Annotated in this window: 16 protein-coding genes; 9 read left to right on the forward strand and 7 right to left on the reverse strand. The window is 73.6% G+C overall.

Annotated elements, in window-relative coordinates; all coding sequences use genetic code 11:
* Position 1: 1 nt before the first annotated feature.
* Together ACFTWP_RS24300 and ACFTWP_RS24305 are read right to left on the reverse strand one after the other, a co-directional pair.
* A complete protein-coding gene (locus ACFTWP_RS24300) occupies positions 2 to 409 on the reverse strand; it encodes a hypothetical protein (RefSeq protein ID WP_380266837.1) in 408 nt (135 codons plus the stop codon).
* A 428-nt stretch (positions 410 to 837) separates the two neighbouring features.
* Positions 838 to 4110, reverse strand: coding sequence for a LamG-like jellyroll fold domain-containing protein (locus tag ACFTWP_RS24305; RefSeq protein WP_380266838.1), 3273 nt, complete (start codon positions 4108 to 4110; stop codon positions 838 to 840).
* Between the two features lie 895 nt (positions 4111 to 5005).
* Between ACFTWP_RS24305 and ACFTWP_RS24310 the strand changes: the two genes are divergently transcribed.
* The 7 genes from ACFTWP_RS24310 (at position 5006) to ACFTWP_RS24340 (ending at position 13158) form a co-directional block, all read left to right on the forward strand.
* Positions 5006 to 6103, forward strand: coding sequence for an ABC transporter substrate-binding protein (locus tag ACFTWP_RS24310; RefSeq protein WP_380266839.1), 1098 nt, complete (start codon positions 5006 to 5008; stop codon positions 6101 to 6103).
* 127 nt (positions 6104 to 6230) lie between these two features.
* Entirely contained in the window at positions 6231 to 7913 is a 1683-nt protein-coding gene (locus ACFTWP_RS24315; protein ID WP_380266840.1) for a sugar ABC transporter ATP-binding protein, read from the forward strand.
* Positions 7910 to 8881 (forward strand): ABC transporter permease, encoded by a 972-nt coding sequence (locus tag ACFTWP_RS24320; protein ID WP_380266841.1) that lies wholly within the window; start codon positions 7910 to 7912, stop codon positions 8879 to 8881. Before ACFTWP_RS24315 ends, ACFTWP_RS24320 begins: the two co-directional genes overlap by 4 nt.
* A complete protein-coding gene (locus tag ACFTWP_RS24325) occupies positions 8878 to 9891 on the forward strand; it encodes an ABC transporter permease (protein WP_380266842.1) in 1014 nt (337 codons plus the stop codon). The genes ACFTWP_RS24320 and ACFTWP_RS24325 overlap by 4 nt, the downstream gene beginning before the upstream one ends.
* Positions 9892 to 10002: 111 nt before the next feature.
* Positions 10003 to 11016 carry a LacI family DNA-binding transcriptional regulator gene (locus tag ACFTWP_RS24330; RefSeq protein WP_380266844.1) on the forward strand — a complete coding sequence of 338 codons (1014 nt, stop codon included), beginning with the start codon at positions 10003 to 10005 and terminating at the stop codon, positions 11014 to 11016.
* Positions 11017 to 11103: 87 nt separating this feature from the next.
* Positions 11104 to 12198, forward strand: a complete 1095-nt coding sequence (locus ACFTWP_RS24335; RefSeq protein ID WP_380266845.1) for an aldose epimerase family protein — start codon at positions 11104 to 11106, stop codon at positions 12196 to 12198.
* A 186-nt stretch (positions 12199 to 12384) separates the two neighbouring features.
* Positions 12385 to 13158: a maleylpyruvate isomerase family mycothiol-dependent enzyme gene (locus ACFTWP_RS24340; protein WP_380266846.1), complete on the forward strand. Its 774-nt coding sequence runs from the start codon at positions 12385 to 12387 to the stop codon at positions 13156 to 13158.
* Positions 13159 to 13551: 393 nt separating this feature from the next.
* Here ACFTWP_RS24340 and ACFTWP_RS24345 read toward each other — a convergent pair whose 3' ends face one another.
* The 5 genes from ACFTWP_RS24345 to ACFTWP_RS24365 form a co-directional block, all read right to left on the reverse strand.
* Positions 13552 to 15033: an amidase gene (locus ACFTWP_RS24345; RefSeq protein ID WP_380266847.1), complete on the reverse strand. Its 1482-nt coding sequence runs from the start codon at positions 15031 to 15033 to the stop codon at positions 13552 to 13554.
* Positions 15030 to 16451 (reverse strand): purine-cytosine permease family protein, encoded by a 1422-nt coding sequence (locus ACFTWP_RS24350; protein ID WP_380266848.1) that lies wholly within the window; start codon positions 16449 to 16451, stop codon positions 15030 to 15032. The genes ACFTWP_RS24345 and ACFTWP_RS24350 overlap by 4 nt, the downstream gene beginning before the upstream one ends.
* Before the next feature lie 158 nt (positions 16452 to 16609).
* Positions 16610 to 17629, reverse strand: a complete 1020-nt coding sequence (locus ACFTWP_RS24355) for a bile acid:sodium symporter family protein (protein ID WP_380266849.1) — start codon at positions 17627 to 17629, stop codon at positions 16610 to 16612.
* Positions 17629 to 19077, reverse strand: a complete 1449-nt coding sequence (locus tag ACFTWP_RS24360) for an amidase family protein (RefSeq protein ID WP_380266850.1) — start codon at positions 19075 to 19077, stop codon at positions 17629 to 17631. The genes ACFTWP_RS24355 and ACFTWP_RS24360 overlap by 1 nt, the downstream gene beginning before the upstream one ends.
* Positions 19074 to 20198 carry an acetamidase/formamidase family protein gene (locus tag ACFTWP_RS24365; RefSeq protein WP_380266851.1) on the reverse strand — a complete coding sequence of 375 codons (1125 nt, stop codon included), beginning with the start codon at positions 20196 to 20198 and terminating at the stop codon, positions 19074 to 19076. Before ACFTWP_RS24365 ends, ACFTWP_RS24360 begins: the two co-directional genes overlap by 4 nt.
* A gap of 49 nt (positions 20199 to 20247) precedes the next feature.
* Here ACFTWP_RS24365 and ACFTWP_RS24370 point away from each other — a divergent pair, with 49 nt between their 5' ends.
* Together ACFTWP_RS24370 and ACFTWP_RS24375 are read left to right on the forward strand one after the other, a co-directional pair.
* Entirely contained in the window at positions 20248 to 20925 is a 678-nt protein-coding gene (locus ACFTWP_RS24370) for a GntR family transcriptional regulator (RefSeq protein ID WP_380266852.1), read from the forward strand.
* 193 nt (positions 20926 to 21118) lie between these two features.
* The gene (locus ACFTWP_RS24375) at positions 21119 to 22444 is read left to right on the forward strand and encodes an amidohydrolase family protein (RefSeq protein WP_380266853.1); all 1326 of its coding nucleotides are present in this window, start codon (positions 21119 to 21121) and stop codon (positions 22442 to 22444) included.
* Positions 22445 to 22506 lie beyond the last annotated feature (62 nt).

The following is a 22506-nucleotide window of genomic DNA, read 5'->3' on the forward strand; positions in this document are numbered from 1 at the left end:
TTCAGGCCGCCTGTCCGGTGCGGCCGCCGTGGAGCACCGTTCCGAAGGGATCCCCGCCCCCGCCCCCGGTCGCGGGCGCCGCGGACCGGGTGCCGATGGCGTTGAGCTTCGCCGCGGCACCCTGATCACTGTTCCGGTACTCCTGCGCCATCCTGATCATCTTGGCGCCGTACTCGTCCATGTCAGTGGCGAGCTTGTCCAACAGGGTCTTCCAGTCGGCAGTGCAGTCGTGCAGGGCTCCGCCGAGCTGCCAGCCCTTGAGCCCGGCTGACGCCTGGTCACTCGGGTCGACCACCTTGGCGGTCTCACCCGGTACCAGCTCGGCGACCTCCTTGGCGCTCTGCCCACTGCCCTCCAGCTCACCCGGGCTCACCCGGTAGCCCCCACCGCCGCCATCCGGTTCGCGCATCGTTCCCCCGTCCAGTCCCCGATTTCGGGCAGCACGAAGTCGATCCAACCCCCGTACCCCCCGTGCGCGCACAGCGCAGCTACTGATCGTCGCACGGACGTCCTTGATCAACGACACGGGGGTCCTGGAGCGAATTCCGGAGCGGGAGGCCGGGTTCTTCGCCGACCTCGGGGTGGGCGCCCCGCTCGCCCCGGACGGGAGGGAGCCCCGTGGCGGCACCTGGTCTCGCTCGGATCACCACGCCGCCGCGGGTCCGATCCGCCTCCGCACGCGGGGTGGTTCACCGGGTGAACGTGGCGGGCCCGAACACCTCCGCCCCCGGCGGGAGGTGAGTCCTCCCGCCGGGGGCGGAGCGGTACGGGCGTTGCAGGCCGGTACCGGCGTTGCAGGTCGGTACGGGCGTTGCAGGCCGGTGCGGACCGCCGGTACTACGCGGGCTGCTCGGCGGTGTGCAGGGCGCTCACCTCCGCGGCGGTGAGCGCCTTGTCGTACGCGTGGACCTGGTCGATCGAGCCGTTCCAGAAGTCCACGTTGCCGCCGTTCCACTTGGCGCGGCCGAGGCTGAGCGGGCCGGTGGAGACGTCGGCCGACGTGGTCGGCACGGTGGCGGCGAGGGTGCCGTCGACGTACAGGGAGATGGTGCCGGCCGCCGCGTCGTGGACGCCGACCAGGTGGTACCAGTGGCCGAGCTGCGGGCTGATCGGCAGCCGGGCCCGGACGCCGCCGGGGACGCTGAAGGCGAACGCGCCCTGACCGTACTGCAGGTAGAACGGGTTCTCGGTGCGGCGGCCGTCCTGGCTGGCCACGGTGGCGTAGTTGCCGGGGAGGGCGTCCAGGGTGGCCCAGGCGGAGATCGAGTAGCTTCCGGTGGTGTCGAGCACGGGCCCGGCGGTCTGGGCGTACTGCGCCTGGCCGTCGAACTTCAGGGCGCTGCCGCTGACGCCGGGGGTCCAGGTGGTGCCGGCGGTCAGGGTCAGCGGGGCCTTGTTCGGGCCCTGGTCGGCCGCGGTGGTGCCGGTGCCCTCGTCGAGGGACCAGGACCCGCCGCCCTTGAGCTCCGAGCGGGCGCCGGCCGCGGCGCCGGCCGCGATGACCTTGAGGTTGATCGCACGGACCTGGGCCGGGTCCACCTTGATCTGGCGGCGGTCGTACGTCCAGAGGCCGTTCAGCTCGTTCTCCAGGTCGGTGACCTGGGTGTAGACGGAGCCGGAGAGTTCGGCGCCGGCGGCGGCGAGGTAGAACGTCTCGGTGTTCTCGACGTACTTCCTGGTGAGGGCGGCCTTGTCGGTCACGCCGCTGTAGATGACGGTCGGGGCGCCGGGCCACATGTGGCCGGGGGCGCGGAGGGTGAAGCCGCCGTGCTCGCCGTCCATCGCCGCGCGCTTGCCGTCCGGGAACGCCGGGTCGTTGTTGCCGTAGTCGTGGTGGTCGATGATGTCGCCCTTGCCGGAGTCACCCTTGGAGGCGCAGCAGTTGACGCCGCTGTGGGCGTTGACGATGCGGGAGGGGTCGGCGGCCTTGACGGCCTCGGTGAGCTTGCCGGTCTCCTCGCGGTTCCACTCGCCCCAGCCCTCGTTGAAGACGATCCAGCCGATCAGGGACGGGGAGTTGTGGAGGAGCTTCATCTCCGCCATGCCCTCGGCGACGAACTCCTGCTGTCCGGCGGTGCTGCTGAAGTCGCCGGAGACGAAGTCCTGCCAGACGAGCAGGCCCAGCTTGTCGGCCTGGTAGTACCAGCGCGGCGACTCGACCTTGATGTGCTTGCGGACGGCGTTGAAGCCGAGGTCCTTCTGCGCCTTGAGGTCGAAGGTGATGGCGGCGTCGGTGGGTGCGGTGTAGAGGCCGTCCGGCCAGAAGCCCTGGTCGAGTTCGGCGAGCGAGAAGATCGGCTTCCCGTTGAGGACGATCTTCTGGTAGCCGCCGACGTCCTGGATGGCGACCTTGCGCATGCCGAAGTAGCTCTTGACGGTGTCGGTCTGCTTGCCGCTGGTCAGGGTGACCTTGAGGTCGTAGAGGTAAGGGTCGTCCGGCGTCCACAGGTGCTGGTTGCTCACCGGCAGGTGGAGCAGGGTGTTGGCGGGGCCGCTGACCGAGCCGACGACGTTGCCGGCGGTGTCCTTGGCGACGGCCTTGACCAGCGTGCCGGCGGGTGCGCCGGGTGAGTTGACGGTGACGGCGAGGGTGCCGCTGTCGATGTCGGGGGTGGTGGTGACGGTGTCGATGGAGGTGGCCGCGACGGGCTCCAGCCAGACGGTCTGCCAGATGCCCGACGACTGGGTGTAGACGATGCCGCCGGGGTTGGCGGACTGCTTCCCGAGGGGCTGGTTGGCGCCGGCGGTGTCGGTGACCGCGACGACGATCTCCTGCGGGCCGGTGCCCTTGAGGGCGTCGGTGATGTCTGCGGAGAAGCCGGTGTAGCCGCCGGTGTGCTCGGCGACCTTGGTGCCGTTGACCCAGACGGTGGCCTGGTTGTCGACGGCGCCGAAGTTCAGCTTGAGGCGCTGGCCGGAGCCGATCTTCCAGCCCTTGGGGACGGTGACCGTGCGGCGGTAGAACATGTGGTCCTCGTGCCGCTCCAGGCCGGAGAGCATCGACTCGACCGGGTACGGCACGATGATCTTCTCGCCGAGGTCCTTGCCGAAGACGGGCTGCTCGCCCGCGGCGGCTCCGGCGAACTGCCAGGGGCCGTTGAGGTTCAGCCAGTCGTCGCGCACCTGCTGCGGACGGGGGTACTCGGGCAGCGGGTGGTTCTTGTCGACCTTGTCGGTCCACGGGGTGGTGAGGCGGTGCTCGGAGGCGTTGGCGGCGGTGCGGGCGATCTCCGGCACGATCTGGCCGGCGGAGGTCAGGCCGCCCTTGCCGTCGTAGCGGACCCGGACCTGCTGACCCTTCTGGATCGGCTCGGAGAGCTTGACGATCACCGACCGCTTGTCGTCGGAGGCGGTGGTGACCGCCTTGACGGGCATCGGCGTGGTGTCGGACTCGACCGTCAGGTGGCCGGCGACGCCTGCCGCGTTGCCGACCTTGCCGTCGAAGGTGGCCTGCACCTTGAGGCCGTCCTTGGCGACGGACAGGGCGACCGGGTAGACGCTGAAGCCGGCGGGCGGGGTGAAGGCGCTCTCCGGCACCAGCTGCTTGGGCAGCGCCGGGCTCGACCAGCGGAGGTACATGTTGGCTCCGCCGACGTCCTGGAACATCTCCAGGCGGAAGTCGTGCCGCTCGCCGGCCTTGAGGTGGAGGACGGCGCTGGTCTGCTCGCGGTCCCAGTCGGGCACCCAGTGGTCGATGACGGGCGCGCCGTCGATGAACAGGCGGAAGCCGTTGTCGCCGATGGCGTAGAAGGTGTAGTCGCCGTCGGCGGGGGCCTCGATCTGGCCGGTCCAGCGGGCGGTGGTGTTCTCCTGGCGACCGGTCGTCTCCTGGAAGGTCGACGCCAGGCCGGGGAGGCTGATCTGCGGGTCGAGCGCGACGCCGCCGAGCTCGGCGAAGTCACGCGCACCCGGGGCCGACATCCGGTAGTACTCGCCCTTCAGGCCGTGCGCCTGGGTGACGGGGTCGGCGGCGGCGAACGTCACGGCGCTGTCGGAGGACTCGGCGGCCGAGGCTCCGGGGACCAGGCCGACCACGGGCAGCGAGAGTGTCGCTGCCAGCAGCAGTGCCCACGTCCTGCGCCGGTGTCGGGTGGCTGGCTGTCGTGTCATGCGGTGGCTCCTCACACGGGGGGCTGGAGGGTGGTGGGGCACCCCTCGGGCGGCGATCCGCCCGTCCGAGGGGACGTTGGGGGGTGTCACGGGGCTGTAGCGGGGGGACGCTCCTGGGGACGGGGTGCCCCCGTGCTGGTGCGCACGGTGGTGGAGCCGTCCGGTCACACGGCGCCCGGGTCGTGCGCACGCCCCTCGGTGTGCAGGCCTGATGGTGTACGGACCTGAGGGTGCGCAGACCTGACGGTGTGCAGGCCCGGCGACGGAGCGCCGGGCGGTCGAGCGCCGGGAGTGGTGGGACGCCGGGCGGCGCCCCTGCGACCGGGGACGGTCGGGGCGGGCCGGGAGCGGAGGAGCCGGGGCTGGTGGCGGGCTCGACCACGGTGGAGCTGGTTTGGAGAGGCGCTCTTCCAACGTTGGAAACGCTGCTGCCAACGGCATAAGAGCATGCGTCAGGAGTCATGTCCAGACCCCTGACGCAGTTCGCCCGAAACCGACACGACCGCGCCGCCGAGGCCTCGCCGGTAGCCCACACGGCCTGGCCGGCGCTTACGCAGCGCTCGGACGTCGTGTTTCGGCGACCCGCGCGACGACCTCCGCGAGGCCGCTCAGGTCACGGTCGGGAAATGTTCCGGAAACCGGGAGAGCGATCTCTTGGCACGCTCGCTTCCGATGTGTATAACGTTGTAAACGCCAGCGACCCGGCACCCCCGGAATCGCTCGGCGGCACCCGGAACCACCGGAACCACCGCACTGTCCGCTGACATCAGCGCAGTTCACGTCCCGCCCGACGTACAGCAGTCGCCCGGATCCGACCGGCGCCGGAGACGGCTCCGGCCCCCTCAGGACCGAACCCCCAGCGGTCCCACCGCCGCCCCCAAGGAGTGTCGTGAGCATGACCATTCGCAGATCCCGCACCCTCACCGCCGCCTGCCTGCTCACCGTGGCGGCCGCCCTGACCGCCTCCGGCTGCGCGAAGCAGGAGGGCTCCTCCTCGTCCTCCGCCGCGAACTCCAGCGCCGGTGCCCAGGTGGTCGCCTCGCCGAGCGCGGCAGCGGCCGGCGACGCGGCCGGCGGCTGCAACCTCCAGAGCTACGGCGCAGCCAAGCTGGACCTCAAGGACGCCGTGGTCGGCTTCTCGCAGTCGGAGAAGGAGGCCAACCCGTTCCGGATCGCCGAGACCCAGTCGATCAAGGACGAGGCGGCCAAGCTCGGCGTCAAGAAGCTCCTCACCACCAACGCCCAGTCCCAACTGCCCAAGCAGATCAGCGACATCCAGGACATGCTGAACCAGGGCGCGCAGCTGTTGATCATCGCCCCGCTCAACTCGGACGGGCTGGAGCCGGCCCTGCAGGCAGCCGCCGCCAAGCACGTGCCGGTCATCACCATCGACCGCAAGCTCAACGCCACCGCCTGCAAGGACTACCTGACCTTCATCGGTTCCAACTTCGTCGAGCAGGGTAAGCGGGCCGCCGACGCCCTGGTCAAGGCGACCGGCGGCACCGGCAAGGTCGCGATCCTGCTCGGCACCTCGGGCAACGGCGTGACCACCGACCGCACCAAGGGCTTCGTCGACCAGATCGCCGCCACCGCCCCCGGCCTGCAGATCGTCGCCCAGCAGACCGGCGAGTTCGCCCGCGACAAGGGCCAGCAGGTGACCGAGCAGCTGCTCCAGTCCCACCCCGACATCACGGCCGTGTACGCGGAGAACGACGAGATGGGCCTGGGCGCCGTCACCGCCGTCAAGGGCGCCGGCAAGAAGCCCGGCACCGACATCAAGATCGTCTCCGTGGACGGCACCCGCAACGCCGTCCAGGCGCTGGCCGGCGGCGAGTACAACGGCGTCATCGAGTCCAACCCGCGCTTCGGTCCGCTCGCGTTCGCGACCGCGCAGAAGTTCTTCGACGGCCAGGGCATCCCGGCCAACGTGATCATCACGGACCGCGCCTACGACCCGGACAACGCCAAGTCCTCCCTCGACGGCGCCTACTGACGGGAAGCCGCCGCGCGACCGCCGTCCGGGCGGTCGACGAGCAGCCGGGCCGTGCGCGCCCGCACGGCGCCGTACGGCCCGGCCCCTCCTCTCCCGAAACCCCGCCCAGCCCTGGAAGGCCATCACCATGGCACCACTCCCAGCCGTCCCGGCGAAGCCCGCACCGGCGGCCACCGACGCGTCGACCGTCCTGGAGGCGATCGGCGTCAGCAAGCGCTTCCCCGGCGTGGTGGCACTGGACGACGTCTCCTTCACCCTGCGCGCCGGCGAGATCCACGCCCTCGTCGGCGAGAACGGCGCCGGCAAGTCCACCCTGATCAAGGTCCTCACCGGCGTGCACCGCCCCGACGGCGGTGAACTGCGCCTGGGCGGCGAGCCGGTGTCGTTCGGCCGCCCGTCCGAGGCCCAGCAGGCCGGCGTCGCCACCATCTACCAGGAGGTCAACCTCGTCCCGCTGATGAGCGTGGCGCGCAACATCTTCCTCGGCCGCGAGCCCAAGACCCGCTTCGGCCTGATCGACTTCCACCGCATGCACCGGGAGGCCACCGAGCTGCTGGCCGGCCTCGGCGTCACCGCCGACGTCCGGCGCCCGCTGGACACCCTGGGCGTCGGCACCCAGCAGATGGTCGCACTGGCCCGGGCCGTCTCGGTCCAGGCCCGGGTGGTGGTGATGGACGAACCCACCTCCGCGCTGGAACCGCGCGAGGTGGAGACGCTCTTCCGGGTGATCGGCGAGCTGCACGAGCGCGGGATCGCCGTCGTCTACGTCAGCCACCGGATGGACGAGCTGTACCGGATCTGCGAGCGCGTCACCGTGCTGCGCGACGGAAAGCTGGTGCACACCGGCCCGCTGGCCGAGCTGAACCGGATGCAGCTGGTCGCGATGATGCTCGGCCGCGAGCTCACCGCGGTCCGCCACGACGGAGTCACCGCCTTCGGCGACGGACACCACTCCGAGCGCGAGCCCGTCCTGACCGCCACCGGCCTGACCCGCGGCCACGAACTCCACGACATCGACCTGGCGTTGCGGCCCGGCGAGGTGCTCGGCCTCGGCGGCCTGCTGGGATCCGGCCGGAGCGAGACCGCCAAGGCGCTCGCCGGAGCCCTGGCCCTGGACGGCGGCGAGATCCGGGTCGCCGGACAACCGCTGCGCCGGCACAGCCCCGCGGCGGCGATCCGGGCGGGCATCAGCCTGCTGCCGGAGGACCGCAAGGCCGAGGGCATCGTGCCCGGCCTCTCGGTGCGCGAGAACATCGTCCTCGCGGCGATGCCCCGGCTCTCCCGGCTCGGTGTCGTCTCGCGCGCCAAGCAGGACAAGATCGTCGAGATCTTCATGAAGCGGCTGCGGATCAAGGCCTCCAGCCCCGAGCAGAAGGTCGGCGAACTGTCCGGCGGCAACCAGCAGAAGGTGCTGCTGGCCCGCTGGCTCTGCCTGGAGCCCAAGGTCCTGCTGCTGGACGAGCCGACCCGCGGCATCGACGTCGGCGCCAAGGCCGAGGTCCAGGCCCTCATCGACGAACTCGCCCGGGAGGGCCTGGCCGTGCTGCTGATCTCCTCGGACATCGAGGAGCTGATCGAGGGCGCCGACCGCCTCCTGGTGCTGCGCGGCGGCGCGGTCGCCGGCGAGCTGGCCGGGGAGCAGGTGACGGAGGACGACCTGCTGGCCGTGCTCGCCGCCCACTCCCCCGACGCGCACTCCCCCGACGCCCCCGCCCTCCACTCCGCCGACGCCCCCACCGGGGGCACCGCCCCCCACTCCCCCGCCCGTGACGGCCACGACGCCCCCGACGGCCAGGACGGCCCCCGATGACCCACGCCCCCCTCACCGTCCCCCGGACGGCCGCCGCCCGGCCGGACGTCACGCGGCTGCTCCAGCAGTACGGCGTCTACCTCGCCGTCGCGGTGCTCCTGGTGTTCAACGCGCTCTTCACCGAGCACTTCCTGACCGTCGCCAACCTGCGCACCCAGCTCGTCCAGGTCGCCCCCGTGGTCATCGTCGCGCTCGGCATGGCCCTGGTGATCGGCACCGAGGGCGTCGACCTGTCGGTCGGCTCCACGATGGCGCTGGCCAGTTCGCTGCTGCCGCTCTACCTGGGCTACGGCCTGGTCCCGGCGCTGCTGGTCGCCCTGCTCGCCGGGGTGGTGGTCGGCGCGGTCAACGGCTCGCTGGTCTCCCTGGTCGGGCTCCAACCGATCGTCGCCACCCTCGCCCTGTTCGTCGGCGGCCGGGGCCTCGCCCTGGTGATCGCCGACGGCCAGCTCAAGCAGATCCAGAACACCGACCTGCTGGGGCTCGGCACCGACAGCCTGCTGGGCGTCCCGCTGGTCGTCCTGATCGCCGGAGTGCTGGCGCTGGCCGTCGCCTTCCTCGTCCAACGCACCACCTTCGGAAGGCAGTTGGTCGCCGTCGGTGGCAACCGGGCAGCGGCCGCGCTCGCCGGACTCCCGGTGCGGCGGGTGCTGATCGGGGTCTACGTGCTCTGCGGCGCGTTCGCCGCACTGGCGGGTGTGCTGGCCACGGCGCGGCTCACCGCCAGCGACCCGTCCGCGCTCGGCAACCTGATGGAGCTCTCCGCCATCACCGCCGTGGTGGTCGGCGGCACCCCGCTGACCGGCGGCTCGATCCGGGTGCTGGGCACGGTGACCGGCGCGCTGCTGATGCAGCTGCTGCACGCCACCCTGGTCAGCCACAACCTGCACGACTCCACCGCCCAGCTGGCGCAGGCCGCCATCATCCTCGTCGCCGTCTACGTCGCCCGGGAGCGTCGATCCCGATGAACCTCCTCTCCACCGCCAACGCCACCACCGCTCCACGGCCGGGCCCGCTGCCCGCCGGCGCCCCGGCCAGGGCCGTCGAGTTGCTGCGCCGTCAGGGCGTGCTGGCCGTCCTGCTCCTGGTCGTCGTCGTCTCCTCGCTCGTCTTCCCCGCCTTCGCCAGCGTGGACAACGCCCGCAGCATCACCGTGCAGGTCTCCTTCCTGTCGATCGTCGCGCTCGGCATGACGATGGTGATCATCACCGGCGGGATCGACCTGTCGGTCGGCTCGGTCTTCGCCCTCGGCGGCGTGCTGGCCGCCTGGGCCTCCCAGTGGGGCGCCGTCCCGGCCCTGCTGGTGCCGCTCGCGGTCTGCGGCGCGATCGGCGCGATCAACGGCCTGCTGGTGGCCAGGGCCGGGATGGCGCCGTTCATCGTCACGCTGGCCTCCCTGCTCGCCGCCCGCGGCCTGCTGCTCGCACTCACCCACGAGGGCGCCACCACCTACCTCGTCCCGCGCGGCTCGTTCTTCGCCGAGCTGGGCCAGGGCACGGTGGGCGGGTTCGGGTACCCCGTGCTGATCGCCCTGGCGCTGTTCGCCGTCGGCGGCCTGGTCCTCCAGCGGACCTCGCTCGGCCAGGCGATGTTCGCCGTCGGCGGCAGCAGTGACGCCGCCACCCTGATGGGACTTCCGGTGGCCCGCACCAAGGTGCTGGTCTACGTGCTGAGCGGGCTGCTCGCCGGCCTCGCCGGGGCACTCAACGCCGCACGGCTCTCCTCCGGCGTGACGATCATCGGGGTGGGCATGGAGCTCGACGCCATCTCCGCCGTCGTCATCGGCGGCACCCTGCTGGTCGGCGGCGCCGGCTCGGTCTCCGGCACCCTGTGGGGCGTCCTGCTGCTCGCGGTCATCCAGAACCTGATCAACCAGATCGGCTCGCTCAACTCCTCGTACCAGTCGGTGGTCAGCGGCGGGTTCCTGATCCTGGTCGTGGTCACCCAGCGCTATCTTTCGAAGGTCCGCCGGACCTGAGCCCGCCCGGCCCCGAACACGCCCGGCCCCGGCCCCGGATGTCACCGGCGGCCGGCCCGGCCGGGGCCGGGCACCGCCGCGCCGAAACGGCCGGCCGAAGGAAGGAAATCCGTGGGCGCCAGCCTGAAGGACGTCGCGCAGCTCGCGGGCGTGTCGGTGAAGACCGTCTCGAACGTGGTGAACAACTACCCGCATGTCACCCCCGCGATGCGCGAGCGGGTGCAGGCGGCGATCGACGCACTGGGCTACCGGCCCAACCTGATCGCCCGCCACCTGCGCAAGGGCCGCACCGGGATCATCGCGCTGGCCGTACCGGAACTCGGCAACCCCTACTTCGCCGAACTCGCCGGCGCCGTCATCGACGCCGCCGCCCGCCACGACTACACCGTGCTACTGGACCACACCGGCGGCCGACGCGAGAACGAAATCCTGGTCTCCCAGGGCTTCCGCGCCCACGTCATCGACGGCCTCATCCTCAGCCCGATCGAACTCGAAGCCGAAGACCTCCTCGGCCGATCCGAAGACGCCCCCCTCGTCCTGCTCGGCGAACGCGAGTACGACGCCCCCTACGACCAGATCGCCATCGACAACGTCGCCGCCGCACGCAGCGCCGTCCGCCACCTCACCGGCCTCGGACACCACCGCATCGCCTTCCTCGGCGCCCGCCGCGAAAGCGCCCGACGCCCCGCACACCTACGACTGCGCGGCTGGCGCGAAGAACTCACCGCCACCGGCCTACCCTGCGACGACACACTCGTCGCCGCCACCGACGGATTCGGCCGAGTCGACGGCGCCGCCGCCATGAACGCCGTCCTCGACCGCGGCGAACAACCCGACGCCGTCTTCGCCTACAACGACCTCGTCGCCCTCGGCGCCATGAGAGTCCTCACCGAACGCGGACTACGCGTACCCCACGACATCTCCGTCGTCGGCTTCGACGACATCGAAGAAGGCCGCTTCTCACCCGTCGCCCTCACCACCGTCTCACCCGACAAACAAGCCATCGCCAGACTCGCCGTCCAGCGGGTCGTCGCCCGACTCGCCGACACCCCGGGGCTGGAGCCCGAACACATCCAGCCCGGCTACACCCTCACGGTGCGGGAGTCGACCGCCCGGCGCACCTGATCCCCCAGCGCAATCCACCAGCGCAATCCACCAGCGCAATCGACCACCGCCGACCCACGGCATGCCGCATCTCCCCGAGGACTGACGATGCCCCAGCCCACGCCCCACCGCGAACCGTTCGGCAACACCCCCGACGGACGTCCCGTGGACCTCTGGAGACTGGAGTCCGCCTCCGGCGTGAGCGCCGAGATCCTCACCTACGGCGGCGTCCTGCACCGGCTGACCGTCCCGGACGCGGCCGGGCGCGGCGCCTCCGTCGTGCTCTCCCTTCCGGACGTGCCCGCCTACGCCGCCCGCAGCCCGTACTTCGGCGCCCTGGTCGGGCGGTACGCCAACCGCATCGCGGACGGCCGGTTCAGCATCGACGGCCGGGCCCACCGGGTGCCGGCGAACGACCGGGGGCACGCCCTGCACGGCGGCCCGGACGGCTTCCACGCCCGGCTCTGGCAGGCCGAACCGGCCGCGGACCGGGCCGCGGTACGGCTCTCACTGCTCAGCCCGGACGGGGACATGGGCTTCCCCGGCGCGCTGTCGGTGAGCGCGCGGTACGCGCTGGACGAGAGCGGCACCCTGTCGGTGACCTTCGAAGCCGTCACCGACCGCCCCACGGTGGTGAACCTGACCAACCACGCGTACTTCAACCTGGGCGGCGCCGGCTCCGGCGACGTCCTCGGGCACCTGGTCGAGGTGGACGCGGACCACTACCTGCCGGTCGCGCCCGACGCCATCCCGCTCGGCCGGCCCCGGGAGGTGGCGGGCACCCCGTTCGACCTCACCCGGGCCCGGGCGATCGGCGAGGCGCTCGCGGCCGAGGACCAGCAGCTGAAGAACGCCGGCGGCTTCGACCACTGCTGGGTCCTGCGGCCCCCGGCCCGACCCGGCGAGCCGCGCCGGGCCGCCCGGCTGGCCGATCCGGCGAGCGGACGGACCCTCGAAGTCTGGACCACCGAACCGGGCCTGCAGGTCTACAGCGCCAACCAGCTCGACGGCACCCTCGCGGACGCCGACGGCCACCGCCACCCACCTCAGGGCGGTGTCTGCCTGGAGACCCAGCACCTGCCGGACTCCCCCAACCGGCCGGAGTACCCGAGCACCGTCCTGCGCCCGGGCGAGCGGTTCACCAGCCGGACGGAGTTCCGGTTCACCCACCTGCCCTCCACCCGTGCTGAGCAGGGCCAGTAGGGCCTGTCCGGCGGATCTCGGCGGATCGGCGCGCGGCGTCGGGCGCACGCCCGGGCGTGCGCCCGGGTCGTTCTCGTACCGGACGTACCCAGGACGGCTTCGGCGCCGGCGCCCCGCCCGGCCGTCGACGCGTTCGTCGGACAAATTCGCTACCCGGCGGTCGGAGCACCGTGATACACAACCGAGGTGCAGAATACTGTGGAGTTCCCCGAGGTCCTGCGGCTGATCGACGACCGCTCGGCCGCGTTCCGCGCCGCGATCGCGTCCGCCCCCGACCTTGACGTCCAGGTCCCGACCTGCCCGGACTGGACGCTGCGCGAACTGGCGCAGCACCTCGGCGACGGCCGCCGCCGCCAGGCCGCCATCGTCGCGGCCGGCCCGGGCGCCGAGCCCCCGGCGAGGACGGACCCGAAGGGTGCTCCGACCGCGCCCCGCGACCGCGAAGCCCTGGACGCCTGGCTCGCCGAGTCGACCGAGCTCATGCTCGACGCGATGCGCGAGGCCGGCCCGGACCGCGGCTGCTGGACCTGGTGGGGCCGCTCGCAGGCCCCGGAGACCAGTGGAGCCGTGGCCCGGCACCAGATCCAGGAGTTCGCCGTCCACACCTACGACGCCCAGCTCACCCAGGGGGCCGCACAGCCACTGCCGACGGACGTCGCGGTCGAGGGCGTCGACGAGTTCCTGACGACCGTCTCGGCGACGACCGTCCCCTGGCCGTTCAAGCCGGCGACCATCGACCTGCACGCGACCGAGGGCCGCTCCTGGCGCCTGACCCTCAACGCCGACGGCGTCCACTGCGACGACCTCGCCGCCGACGCGGAGCCGGGCGACCTGGCGATGCGGGGCGCGGCGAGCGAACTGGTCCTCTACTTCTACGCGCGCACCCCGCTCGACGGCCTGGAGAGCACCGGCGACACCGAGCCGATGGAGCAGCTCGCAGAGTGGGACCCGAACGCGTAGGACGCGCACCCGTGACGCATCTCCGTCGGTTGTGCGCGCGCTCCTGCGGGCGCCACCGGGCCCGGGACTGCGGACATCCGAGGCGCCGGCCTCGGGTCCTGCCGCAGGGCCGCTCCACCGGGCTGACCCCGCACGGGGCGGCGAAGGGCTCCCCGTCGACGAGCCTGTCAGGGGCGTCGCCCGCGGCGATGAGCGGGGCGGCGTGGCTGGGGGGCCCGACGCCCACGAGTTCCCGTAGGTGCGGCCGGCAGGAGCGGACGGCTTCGGCGGCGGGGCGGGACGGCTCCTTGACCTCCTCGGGCAGGTTCTGGACACGGCGGGCGAGCAGACGCATGGTGAAGGCCGTTTCGCCCTGGCCCGGTTCGCTGCCCGGGCAGGCCGGGAGCCGGACCGTCAGCTCCCGGCCCGGCCGACCGCCTGGATGCCTCCGGGACGTCGGTGGGCCCATGGGGCGACGCGTTCGAAAGCCGCGGCCACCCGTAGCACGGTGGCGTCGGCCAGGTGGCGTCCGACGATCTGGAGCCCGACCGGCAGCCCGTCGGCCGTCCACCCGGCGGGCACGCTGACGGCGGGCTGACCGGTCAGGCTCGCCGGGTAGTTGAAGCCGATCCAGGCGGTCTCCGCCACCGTGCGTCCGTCCGTCTCCGTCGGCCCGAGGACGCCGACGGGGAAGGGCGGCACGGCCGCGGTGGGGGTGACGAGCACGTCGTGGTCGGCCATCAGCCGGGCCATCCGGTTGACCAGGGCCTTGCGGGCGATGTTGGCGTCGGTCAGGTCCTCGGCCGTCCAGGGGTGGCGCATCCAGGCGACCAGGTGCGGGGACATCCGCGGTCCGTGTTCGTCGATCATGCGCCGCATCCCCCGCAGGTCGGTCTCGGCGACGACCAGGGCCTGGAACGCGGCGGCCGGGTCAGCCCAGTCCGGCGTCACCTGCTCGACCCGGCAGCCGAGTTCGCGTTCCAACACGTCCACCGCGGCCCGCGTGATCCGGCGGACCTCCGGGTCGACCGCGAGGTGGCCGAGGTCGGGGCTCCAGGCGACCCGCAGGCCGGCGACGCCGTCCGCCGCGCCGCGCCGGGCGGCCTCCTGCCAGTCGACGTCGCCGCAGGGGATCGAGTGCCGGTCGCGCGGATCGGGACCGGCCAGGACCGACAGCACCAGGGCCGCGTCGGCGACCGTCCGGGTCAGCGGACCGATGTGCTCCACGCTCTCCCAGCCGGAGACGCCGGGCAGCCGCTCGTCCCGGCAGCCGGGGTACACCGGGACGCGGCCCATCGACGCCTTGAAGCCGACCAGGCCGCAGTGCGCGGCGGGCACCCGGACCGAACAGCCGCCGTCGCTGCCGAGCGCGACCGGGCCGAGCCCGGCGGCGACGGCGGCCGCCGACCCGGCGCTCGAACCACCCGGTGTCAGCGCCGGGTTCCAGGGGTTGCGGGTGGCGGGGAAGAGCTCGTTGTGGCCGACCGGGCTGTAGCCGAACTCGGTCGCGTTCGTCTTCCCGAGCACCACCGCGCCGGCCGCCACCGAGCGTTCCACCACGATGTCGTCCTCGTCCGGGACGTGGTCGGCGTGGACGGCGGAGCCCGAGGTGGTCCGGATGCCGGCGGTGGACAGCAGGTCCTTCACCCCGATCGGCACACCGGCCAGCGGCCCGGTCGGCCGGCCGTGGACGAGGTCGTCGGCCAGGCTCGCGGCCCGGGCGCGGGCCCGCTCGGGGGTCGGGGTGCAGAAGGCGCCGAGGACCGGGTCGACCTCGGCCATGCGGTCCAGGACGGCGTCCACGATCTCGACGGGTGACAGGGCACGGCGGCGGACCAGAGCCACCAGCTCGGTGGCCGGCAGGAAGCACAGCTCGTCGCGTTCGGCGCGGTTCACCGGCGCTCCCCAGGGGTGAGGGACGGTACGGCGGCAGTACCGACCGGCCCGGCACCGGGCCCGGCCGGGCGGAGCAGTCCGGGGACGGCGTAGCACAGTGCCGCGACGGCGATCCCGACCAGGGCGTCCACCGAGCCCGGCAGTTGCTCGTGGACGAGCGTCGCGGCGGCCGAGCCGGCGGCCCAGGCGGCGAGGGCCGGGAGGCGGACGGATTCCACCGCGCGCCGGGCGGCCCCCCAGTGCGGCATCAGGTGATCGATGATCAGGACGGCGCCGATCGGCGGGACGACGATGCCGAGCAGGGAGAGCCATTCCACGATCGAGCTCCAGACCCCGGTGAGTGCCACGACCAGACCGGCCGCGCCCAGTGCGAGTGCCAGGGTCCGCATCCGGGCGCGGGTGACGCCGGACCAGCCGACCGCGGCGTTGTAGAGGCAGTGCGAGGCGACGGACCCGAGGTTGGTGAGCACGAAGAGCACCGCGAGAGCGGTGAGCAGCGGGCCGTGGCCGGTGAGCAGGCCGAGGAAGGCCCCGCCGTCGCGGGCCGGATCGGCGGCGCCGCCGACGGCCACCACCAGGCCGCCGACCAGGTACGCCACGGTGTTGGCGAGCGGGAAGGCCGCGGCGGTGGCGGCGACGGCGGACCGGCCGTCCTTGGCCCACCGGGTGAAGTCGGCGGTCATCGTGCCGGAGTCCGCGAACCCCGCGATCACGATGCTGACGGCGGCCCAGAACGGGATCGCGTGCCCTTCGCCGTGGTAGGCCACCGCGCTGCCCAGTGAGCCGCCGTCGCGGGTGCCGAAGATCAGCGCGACGGCGGCCAGCACCAGGAAGAGCGGTGTGCCGACCAGCCCCAGGACCGACAGTGCCCGGATCCCGGCCACCGCCACCGCGGTGTAGAAGGCGCAGCCCAGCAGCGCGCCCCAGACCGGTGCCCAGCCGAAGAGGTCGTGGAACGTGCTTCCGGTGAGCCCGAGTTGGTACGAGAACCAGCCGACCACCACGGTGGAGAGGAAGCCCACCACCAGGGTCCGGCCGCGTCGGCCGAAGGTGGTGAGGGACTGGAGCGAGAAGTTCTCGCCCGTCCGGCCCGCGAGGTGGCTGAGGGTGCCGACGTACCCGAGCAGGACGAGGTTTCCGACCAGGACGGCGAGCATGCCGCGCAGCAGGCCCAGGTTGTAGACGATCAGGCCACCGAAGACCGCGTTGCCCAGGCACATCGGGAATCCGCCCCAGACCGCGGCCACCGAGAGCAGGCTGCGCCGGGCCTCGGGCGGCACCGGCCGGTGCTCGTACTCGTCCGCGGCGCCGCCGTGCGGGGTCGTCCCCGCAGGTGCGGGCGGCGCCGCGGGCGGCGGTGTGCGCGGTTGTGTGCGGGTGGGCGCTGTGGCGCGGTCTGCTGCGGTGCGCGGGCTCATCGGGCTCCTCGGGCCGGGGATCTCGCTTTTGTATACGAAATCCGTCGAGCCGACCGTAGGGGGACCGCATTGCCCGGACCGCACCGCCGCGTTACGCGGGTGTATCGGGGATCTCACCGTCCGCGCCGCGGGACTGCGGGGCCGTTCGACCGCCGGGGTCAGCCGACCGGGACGGCTGCCCCCGCCCGGACGCGGTCGGCCGCCGCCGCGGCGCCCCACCGGCGGGCCAGCACCGTACAGGCCATCAGCTGCACCTGGTGGAAGAGCATCAGCGGAAGCACGATCAGCCCGAGGCCCGAGGAGGCGAACAGCACCGCGGCCATCGGCAGCCCGCTCGCCAGACTCTTCTTGGAGCCGCAGAAGACCACCGTGATGCGGTCCTCGCGGGAGAACCCCAACCGCCGCGCGCCCTGGTCGGTCAGGGTCAGCGCGGCCGTCAGCAGCAGCACGCAGACTCCCAGCAGCAGGAGCAGCCGGCCGGGCGAGACGGTGTGCCAGATCCCGGCCACCATGCCTTCGCTGAAGGCGCCGTAGACGACGACCAGGATCGACCCGCGGTCCACCGCCGTCACCACCGGCTTGTGCGCGGCGATCCACCCGGCCGTCCAGCGGCGCGAGAGCTGGCCGAGCAGGAAGGGCAGCAGCAGTTGCAGGACGAGGGTCAGCACCGCCCCTGCGTCGAGTCGCACCGCGCCCGCACCGCCGAGCAGCACGGAGGCCAGCAGCGGCGTGACGACGATGCCGAGCAGGCTGGAGAAGGAGGCCGCGCAGACCGCTCCCGCGGTGTTGCCGCCGGCGATCGCCGTGAACGCGATCGAGGACTGCACGGTGGACGGCAGCAGGCAGAGGAAGAGCACACCGCGGGCGAGGTCCGGCCCGAGCACCGGGGCCGCCAGCGCCTGGGCGGCCAGCCCGAGCAGCGGGAACACCGCGAAGGTGGCCGCCAGGATGGTGAGGTGCAGCCGCCAGTGGGTGGCGCCGGCCAGCGCGGCCCGGGGCGAGAGCCGGGCGCCGTACAGGAAGAACAGCAGGCCGATCAGCACGGTCGTGGCCGCCGAGAGCCCGCGGGCCGCCGACCCGCCGGCGGGCAGTGCGACGGCGAGAGTGACGGTGGCGAGGATGGCCAACAGGTACGGGTCGATCCCGACGCGTTCCAGCAGGGCGAGGGGGCGCTTCATCAGTGGCCTTTCGCGGGGGTGGGGCCAGCCCCGGCGGACGCCTCGGGCCCGGCGGACGGCTGGGGCGGGGCGGGCTGGGGCGGCGGGGCGAACCGAGGGATCGGGACGGGCGCCGCGGCCGGGTCGGACGAGCCGGGGACGGCCGGCCGGCCTTGGGTGAGGGCCGGCGCGAGTACGGCCAGCAGGTCGAGCAGTTGCTCGTCGGAGCCCGGGGCGGCCACCAGGCAGAGGCCGAGCGGGGCGCCGTCCAGCCGGGCGGCCGGGATGCAGAGGGCCGGCGCCCCCGCGGCCGAGGCCAGGCAGGTCAGCAGCACGGTGGCGGCCCTGCGGTCCGGGGCCGCGGGTCCTCGCGCCGTCCGGCGGTCCGCGGGTACCTCCGGCGGGTGCACCGGCCCGGTCAACCGGGGTGCGGGCCCCGGCGCGGCCGGGAGCACCAGCAGGTCGCCGCCGTGGAGGAGTTCCAGGAGCGGCGCGAGCCCGGCCGCCAGCTCCGTCCGGGCCAGCTCCGCACGCTCCGCCGTCACCGCGCGGGCCGCGGCGAACCGGGCGCCCACGCCCGGCCCGAACTCCGGGCGGTGCTCGGTGATCCAGTCACCGTGCGCCGCCCAGGCCTCGGCCGCCTGGACGGCGGCGAACGCCTCCCGGGTGCGCTCCCAGCCGGGTGCGTCCGGCGCCCGGAACGACCTGCGGTCGACGGGGGCGAGCCCGGTGAGCGTGGCCACCGCACCGCCGAGCGCCCGGGTGACGGACGCCCCGGCGTGCGACCACAGGTCGTCCGGGACGAGCAGCCGCCGCACCGGCCGGCTCCCCGCCGGCACGTCGTCTCCGGTGCTGCGCCTGGCATCGGGGCCGTCGGCGCCGAGCAGGGCCCGCAGGCCGGCGTCCAGCACCGCCGGGTCACGGGCCAGCAGCCCCGGTACGTCGAAGGAGGGTGCGAGCGGGACGATCCCGGCGCGCGGGGCCCGCCGGTGCGAGGGCCGGAAGCCGTACAGGCCGCAGTAGGAGGCGGGCACGCGGATCGAACCCGCGGTGTCCGTCCCGAGTCCGAGATCGGCGTGGCCCGCGGCGACCGCGGCGGCGGTGCCGCTGGAGGAACCGCCACTGACCCGGCCGGGCGCGGCGGGGTTGGGCACGGCGCCGTAGTGGGCGCTGGTACCGCCGAGGCTGTACGCCAGTTCGTCGGTGTGGGTCTTGCCGACGACCAGGGCGCCGGCGGCGCGCAGCCGGGACACGGCCTCGGCGTCGCGCACGGCGGCCGGGTGGGTGGCCAGCCAGCGGGGGTGGCCGGCACCGGTGGGCAGACCGGCGACGTCGATCACGTCCTTGACGGCCAGCCGGACACCCGCCAGCGGGCCCGCCCCGAACCTCGGCCGGTCCCGGGCGGGGGCCGGCCCGGTCGGCGGCTGGGGCAGCCAGGCCACGAAGGGGCCGGGGCGGGCGGCCGTCATGACGCCTCCCCGTCGGCGGCGGGGCCCGTCCCGAGGTCGGCGAGGTCCGCCTTCGGGAGGACGAAGTGGGCGCCCTTGACCCGGTCCACGACCTGGGAGATCCGGACGTCGCAGGCCGCACTGAGGTAGGCGAGGGCCACCGCCGGCGGCAGCCCGTGGCGGGCCCGGAGGAAGGTCACCGCGTTGCGGGTGGCCTGCCGGACGGCCGTGTCGAGGTCCGGGTCCAGCCCGAGCAGCAGGTGGGCGTCGGCGGTCTCGGCGTAGGGCAGCGCGAGTTCGGCGGCGAGCCGGCGGACGGCGGGATCGCGGTGGAGGGTGAGCCGCAGGGTCGCCCTCAGCGGCGCCTCGAAGGCGGTCAGCGAGACCTCGCCGTCCCCCTGGGCGAAGTGCGGGTCGCCGGTGTAGAACAGCGCGCCGTCCGCCTGGACGGGCAGGTACAGCCGGGCGCCCTCGGTGAGCATCCGGATGTCGAGGTTGCCGCCGTGCGGGCCGGGCGGGACGGAGTCGTGCGGGCGGTCGCCGGCGGTGGCGACGCCCATGATGCCGAGGAAGGGCGCCAGCGGGAAGCGCACCGCCCGCCCGTCACCGGTGGGCAGGAGGCCGCGGCCTTCGTCGTCGACCCGGGCCACCAGGCTGACCGTGGACACCGGCTGACCGTCCGGCCAGCCGAGCGGGGGTATCGGGAACTCGCCGGCCAGCGCGCCGCGCCCGTGCCGGTTGCTGATCACGCCGTAGGGTGCGCGGCGCAGCAGGCCGAGCACCTGGACCTCCAGCACGTCGCCGGGGCGGGCGCCGCGGACGGCGACGGGACCGGTGACGATGTGCGGCCCGGTCCGGTCGGGGCGGTGGGTGAGGGCGGCGCCGATGTCGCGGGCGTCCGCGAGCAGCTGGTCGGAGGCGATGCCGGCGGCCCCGAAGAAGGCGGCCGGGTCGCCGCCCTGATCGGCCAGCAGGCCCTCGTGGCTGACGGTGTCGAAGCAGACCGTCGAACCGGATTCGACGGTGAGGACGGGCCGGTCGGCCGCGGTCGGCAGCAGGCCCCAGGAGACGGTGTCGGGGGTCGAGGGGAGGTACGCGTCGCCGTTGATCGGGCCGGTACCGGGTTGTAGTACGTTCGCCACGCGAGCTCTTTCGCCGAAGGAGCGGCGATTGTATCCAATCGAGGTTTCCATGGAAGACGAGGTTGTGCGGCCGGCCACCAGCCGCGGGCGGGTCTCGCCGCAGGCGGTCGTCCGGGCCATCCGCGAGGACCTGATCCGGGGTGTCCACCGCCCCGGCCAGCGGCTGACCGAGGAGACCATGGCGGCGCGGTACGGGGTCTCCCGGGTGCCGGTCCGCGAGGCGCTGCGCTCGCTGGAGGCCGAGGGCTTTCTGGTGAGCCGGCCCTACGCGGGCATCGCCGTGGTGGAGTTGAGCGACGACGAGGCCGAGGATCTGCTGGAGGTCCGGGCCCTGCTGGAGCCGCTGGGGGCCGGGCGGGCCGCCCTGCGACGGACGGCGGAGCAGGTCGGGCGGATGAAGGAACTGGTCTCGCTGGGCATGGAGGCCGCGGAGGACGGGCGGTTGGAGGAGCTCTCCCGGCTGAACAGCCGGCTGCACGAGGTGATCGCCGCCGCCTCCGGGAGCCGCACACTCGGGCAGCTGGTCACCCAGCTCAGCGACAAGATCGCCTGGGTGTACGCCGCCGAACTGCCCCGCCGGGCCACCGACTCCTGGCGGGAGCACGCCGAGATCGTGTCGGCGATCGACGAGGGCGACCAGGAGCGGGCCCGTGAGCTGGTGGCCCGTCACATCGCGCTCGCCCAGTCGGCGTACCGGCGGCGCCGGCCGGAGCCGGATGTCGAGTAGGCGGTCCGGCGGGTAGGCGGACCGGCGGGGACGCCCTGATCCGGCCTCCGCCGGAAACACCGGCGTTGCGCGACCGACGATCCCCCGCAACAAAGGGCTTGTATACAACCGGTGGACAGCTTCTCGGCACCGTTCACCCACCGCCTCCGGCAGCACAGCCACGGAGGCCGGGCCGCCCCGAAGGGACGCCTGTATGCACGCAAGCCCACCGCCCGATCTCGTCCTGGTCAACGCCCGGGTGGCCGACGGCGCGGACCTGGTCGACATCCACCTCGGCGGCGGCCTGATCCGCTCGATCGGCACCCGCCCGCCGGGTCCGGCGCCGAACGGCACCCCGCCGACCGGTGCCGGAGCGGACGCCGAACGGCTCGACCGTGCCGAACGGCTCGACTGTGCGGGACGGGTGGTGATCCCCGGCCTCATCGAGTCCCATCTGCACCTGGACAAGGCCCTGCTGGACCGCGAGCGACCCAACCCGGACGGCACCCTGGCCGGCGCCATCGCGGTGACCGGGGCACTCAATCGCGCGTTCACCGCGAAGGACGTCCGGGACCGCGCGCGGGCCGTGCTGGACGACGCGGTGGCGAACGGCACCACCCTCGTGCGCGCCCACCCCGACGTCGACCCGATCGTGGGGCTGCTCGCCCTCGACGTGATGCTGGAGCTGCGCGAGGAGTACCGGGGTGTCGTCGACCTCCAGGTGGTGGCCTTCCCGCAGGAGGGCGTGCTGCGGGCCGAAGGGACACTCGACCTGCTGCGCGAGGCACTCCGCCGGGGCGCCGACGTGATCGGCGGCTGCACCTACAACGAGGCCGACCTGACGGACTGCCGGCGCCAGGTCGACCTCGTGCTGGACCTCGCCGTCGAGTTCGGTGTCCCGGCCGACCTGCACGCCGACTTCGCCGACGACGCCGCCGACCCGCGGTTCGCCATGGCCGGGTACATCGCGCGGGCCGTCACGGAGCGCGGGCTGCGGGGCCGGGTGGCGCTCGGCCACATGACCTCGCTGGCCGGCCGCCCGCCCGCCGAGCGGGGGGAGGTGCTGGCCGCGCTGGCCGCCGCCGGGGTGGCGGTCGTCCCGCTGCCGGCCACCGACATGCATCTCAACGGCCGGGCCGACACCGTGAACCCCCGGCGCGGCGTCGCCCCCGTCCGCGAGCTGTGGGCGGCCGGGGTCGCCTGCGCGTACTCGTCCAACAACGTGCGCAACGCCTTCACCCCGTACGGGAACGCCGACCTGCTGGAGGTCGGGCTGTTCCTCGCCCAGACCGGCCACCTGTCCGGCCCCGAGGACCTGGCGCGGGTCCTCGCCATGGCGACCACCGAGGCGGCCCGGGTGGTCGGCGTCGCCGACCGGTATGGCCTGCGGCCCGGAGCCGCGGCGGACCTCGTGGTGCTGGACACGCACAACGTCCGCGACGTGCTGCTGGACCGGCCGGCCCGCACCGCCGTGATCAAGGGCGGGCGGATCGTCGCCCGGTCGACCCGCACCACCGACCTGCTGTTCCGGACGTCCTGACCCCGCGTCCGCGACCCCGCCCCCGACCGCCCCTGCACACTCCTCCTTCCCCCACACCAGGA

It is taken from the genome of Kitasatospora sp. NPDC057015 (assembly GCF_042673745.1).
GTDB lineage: Bacteria > Actinomycetota > Actinomycetes > Streptomycetales > Streptomycetaceae > Kitasatospora.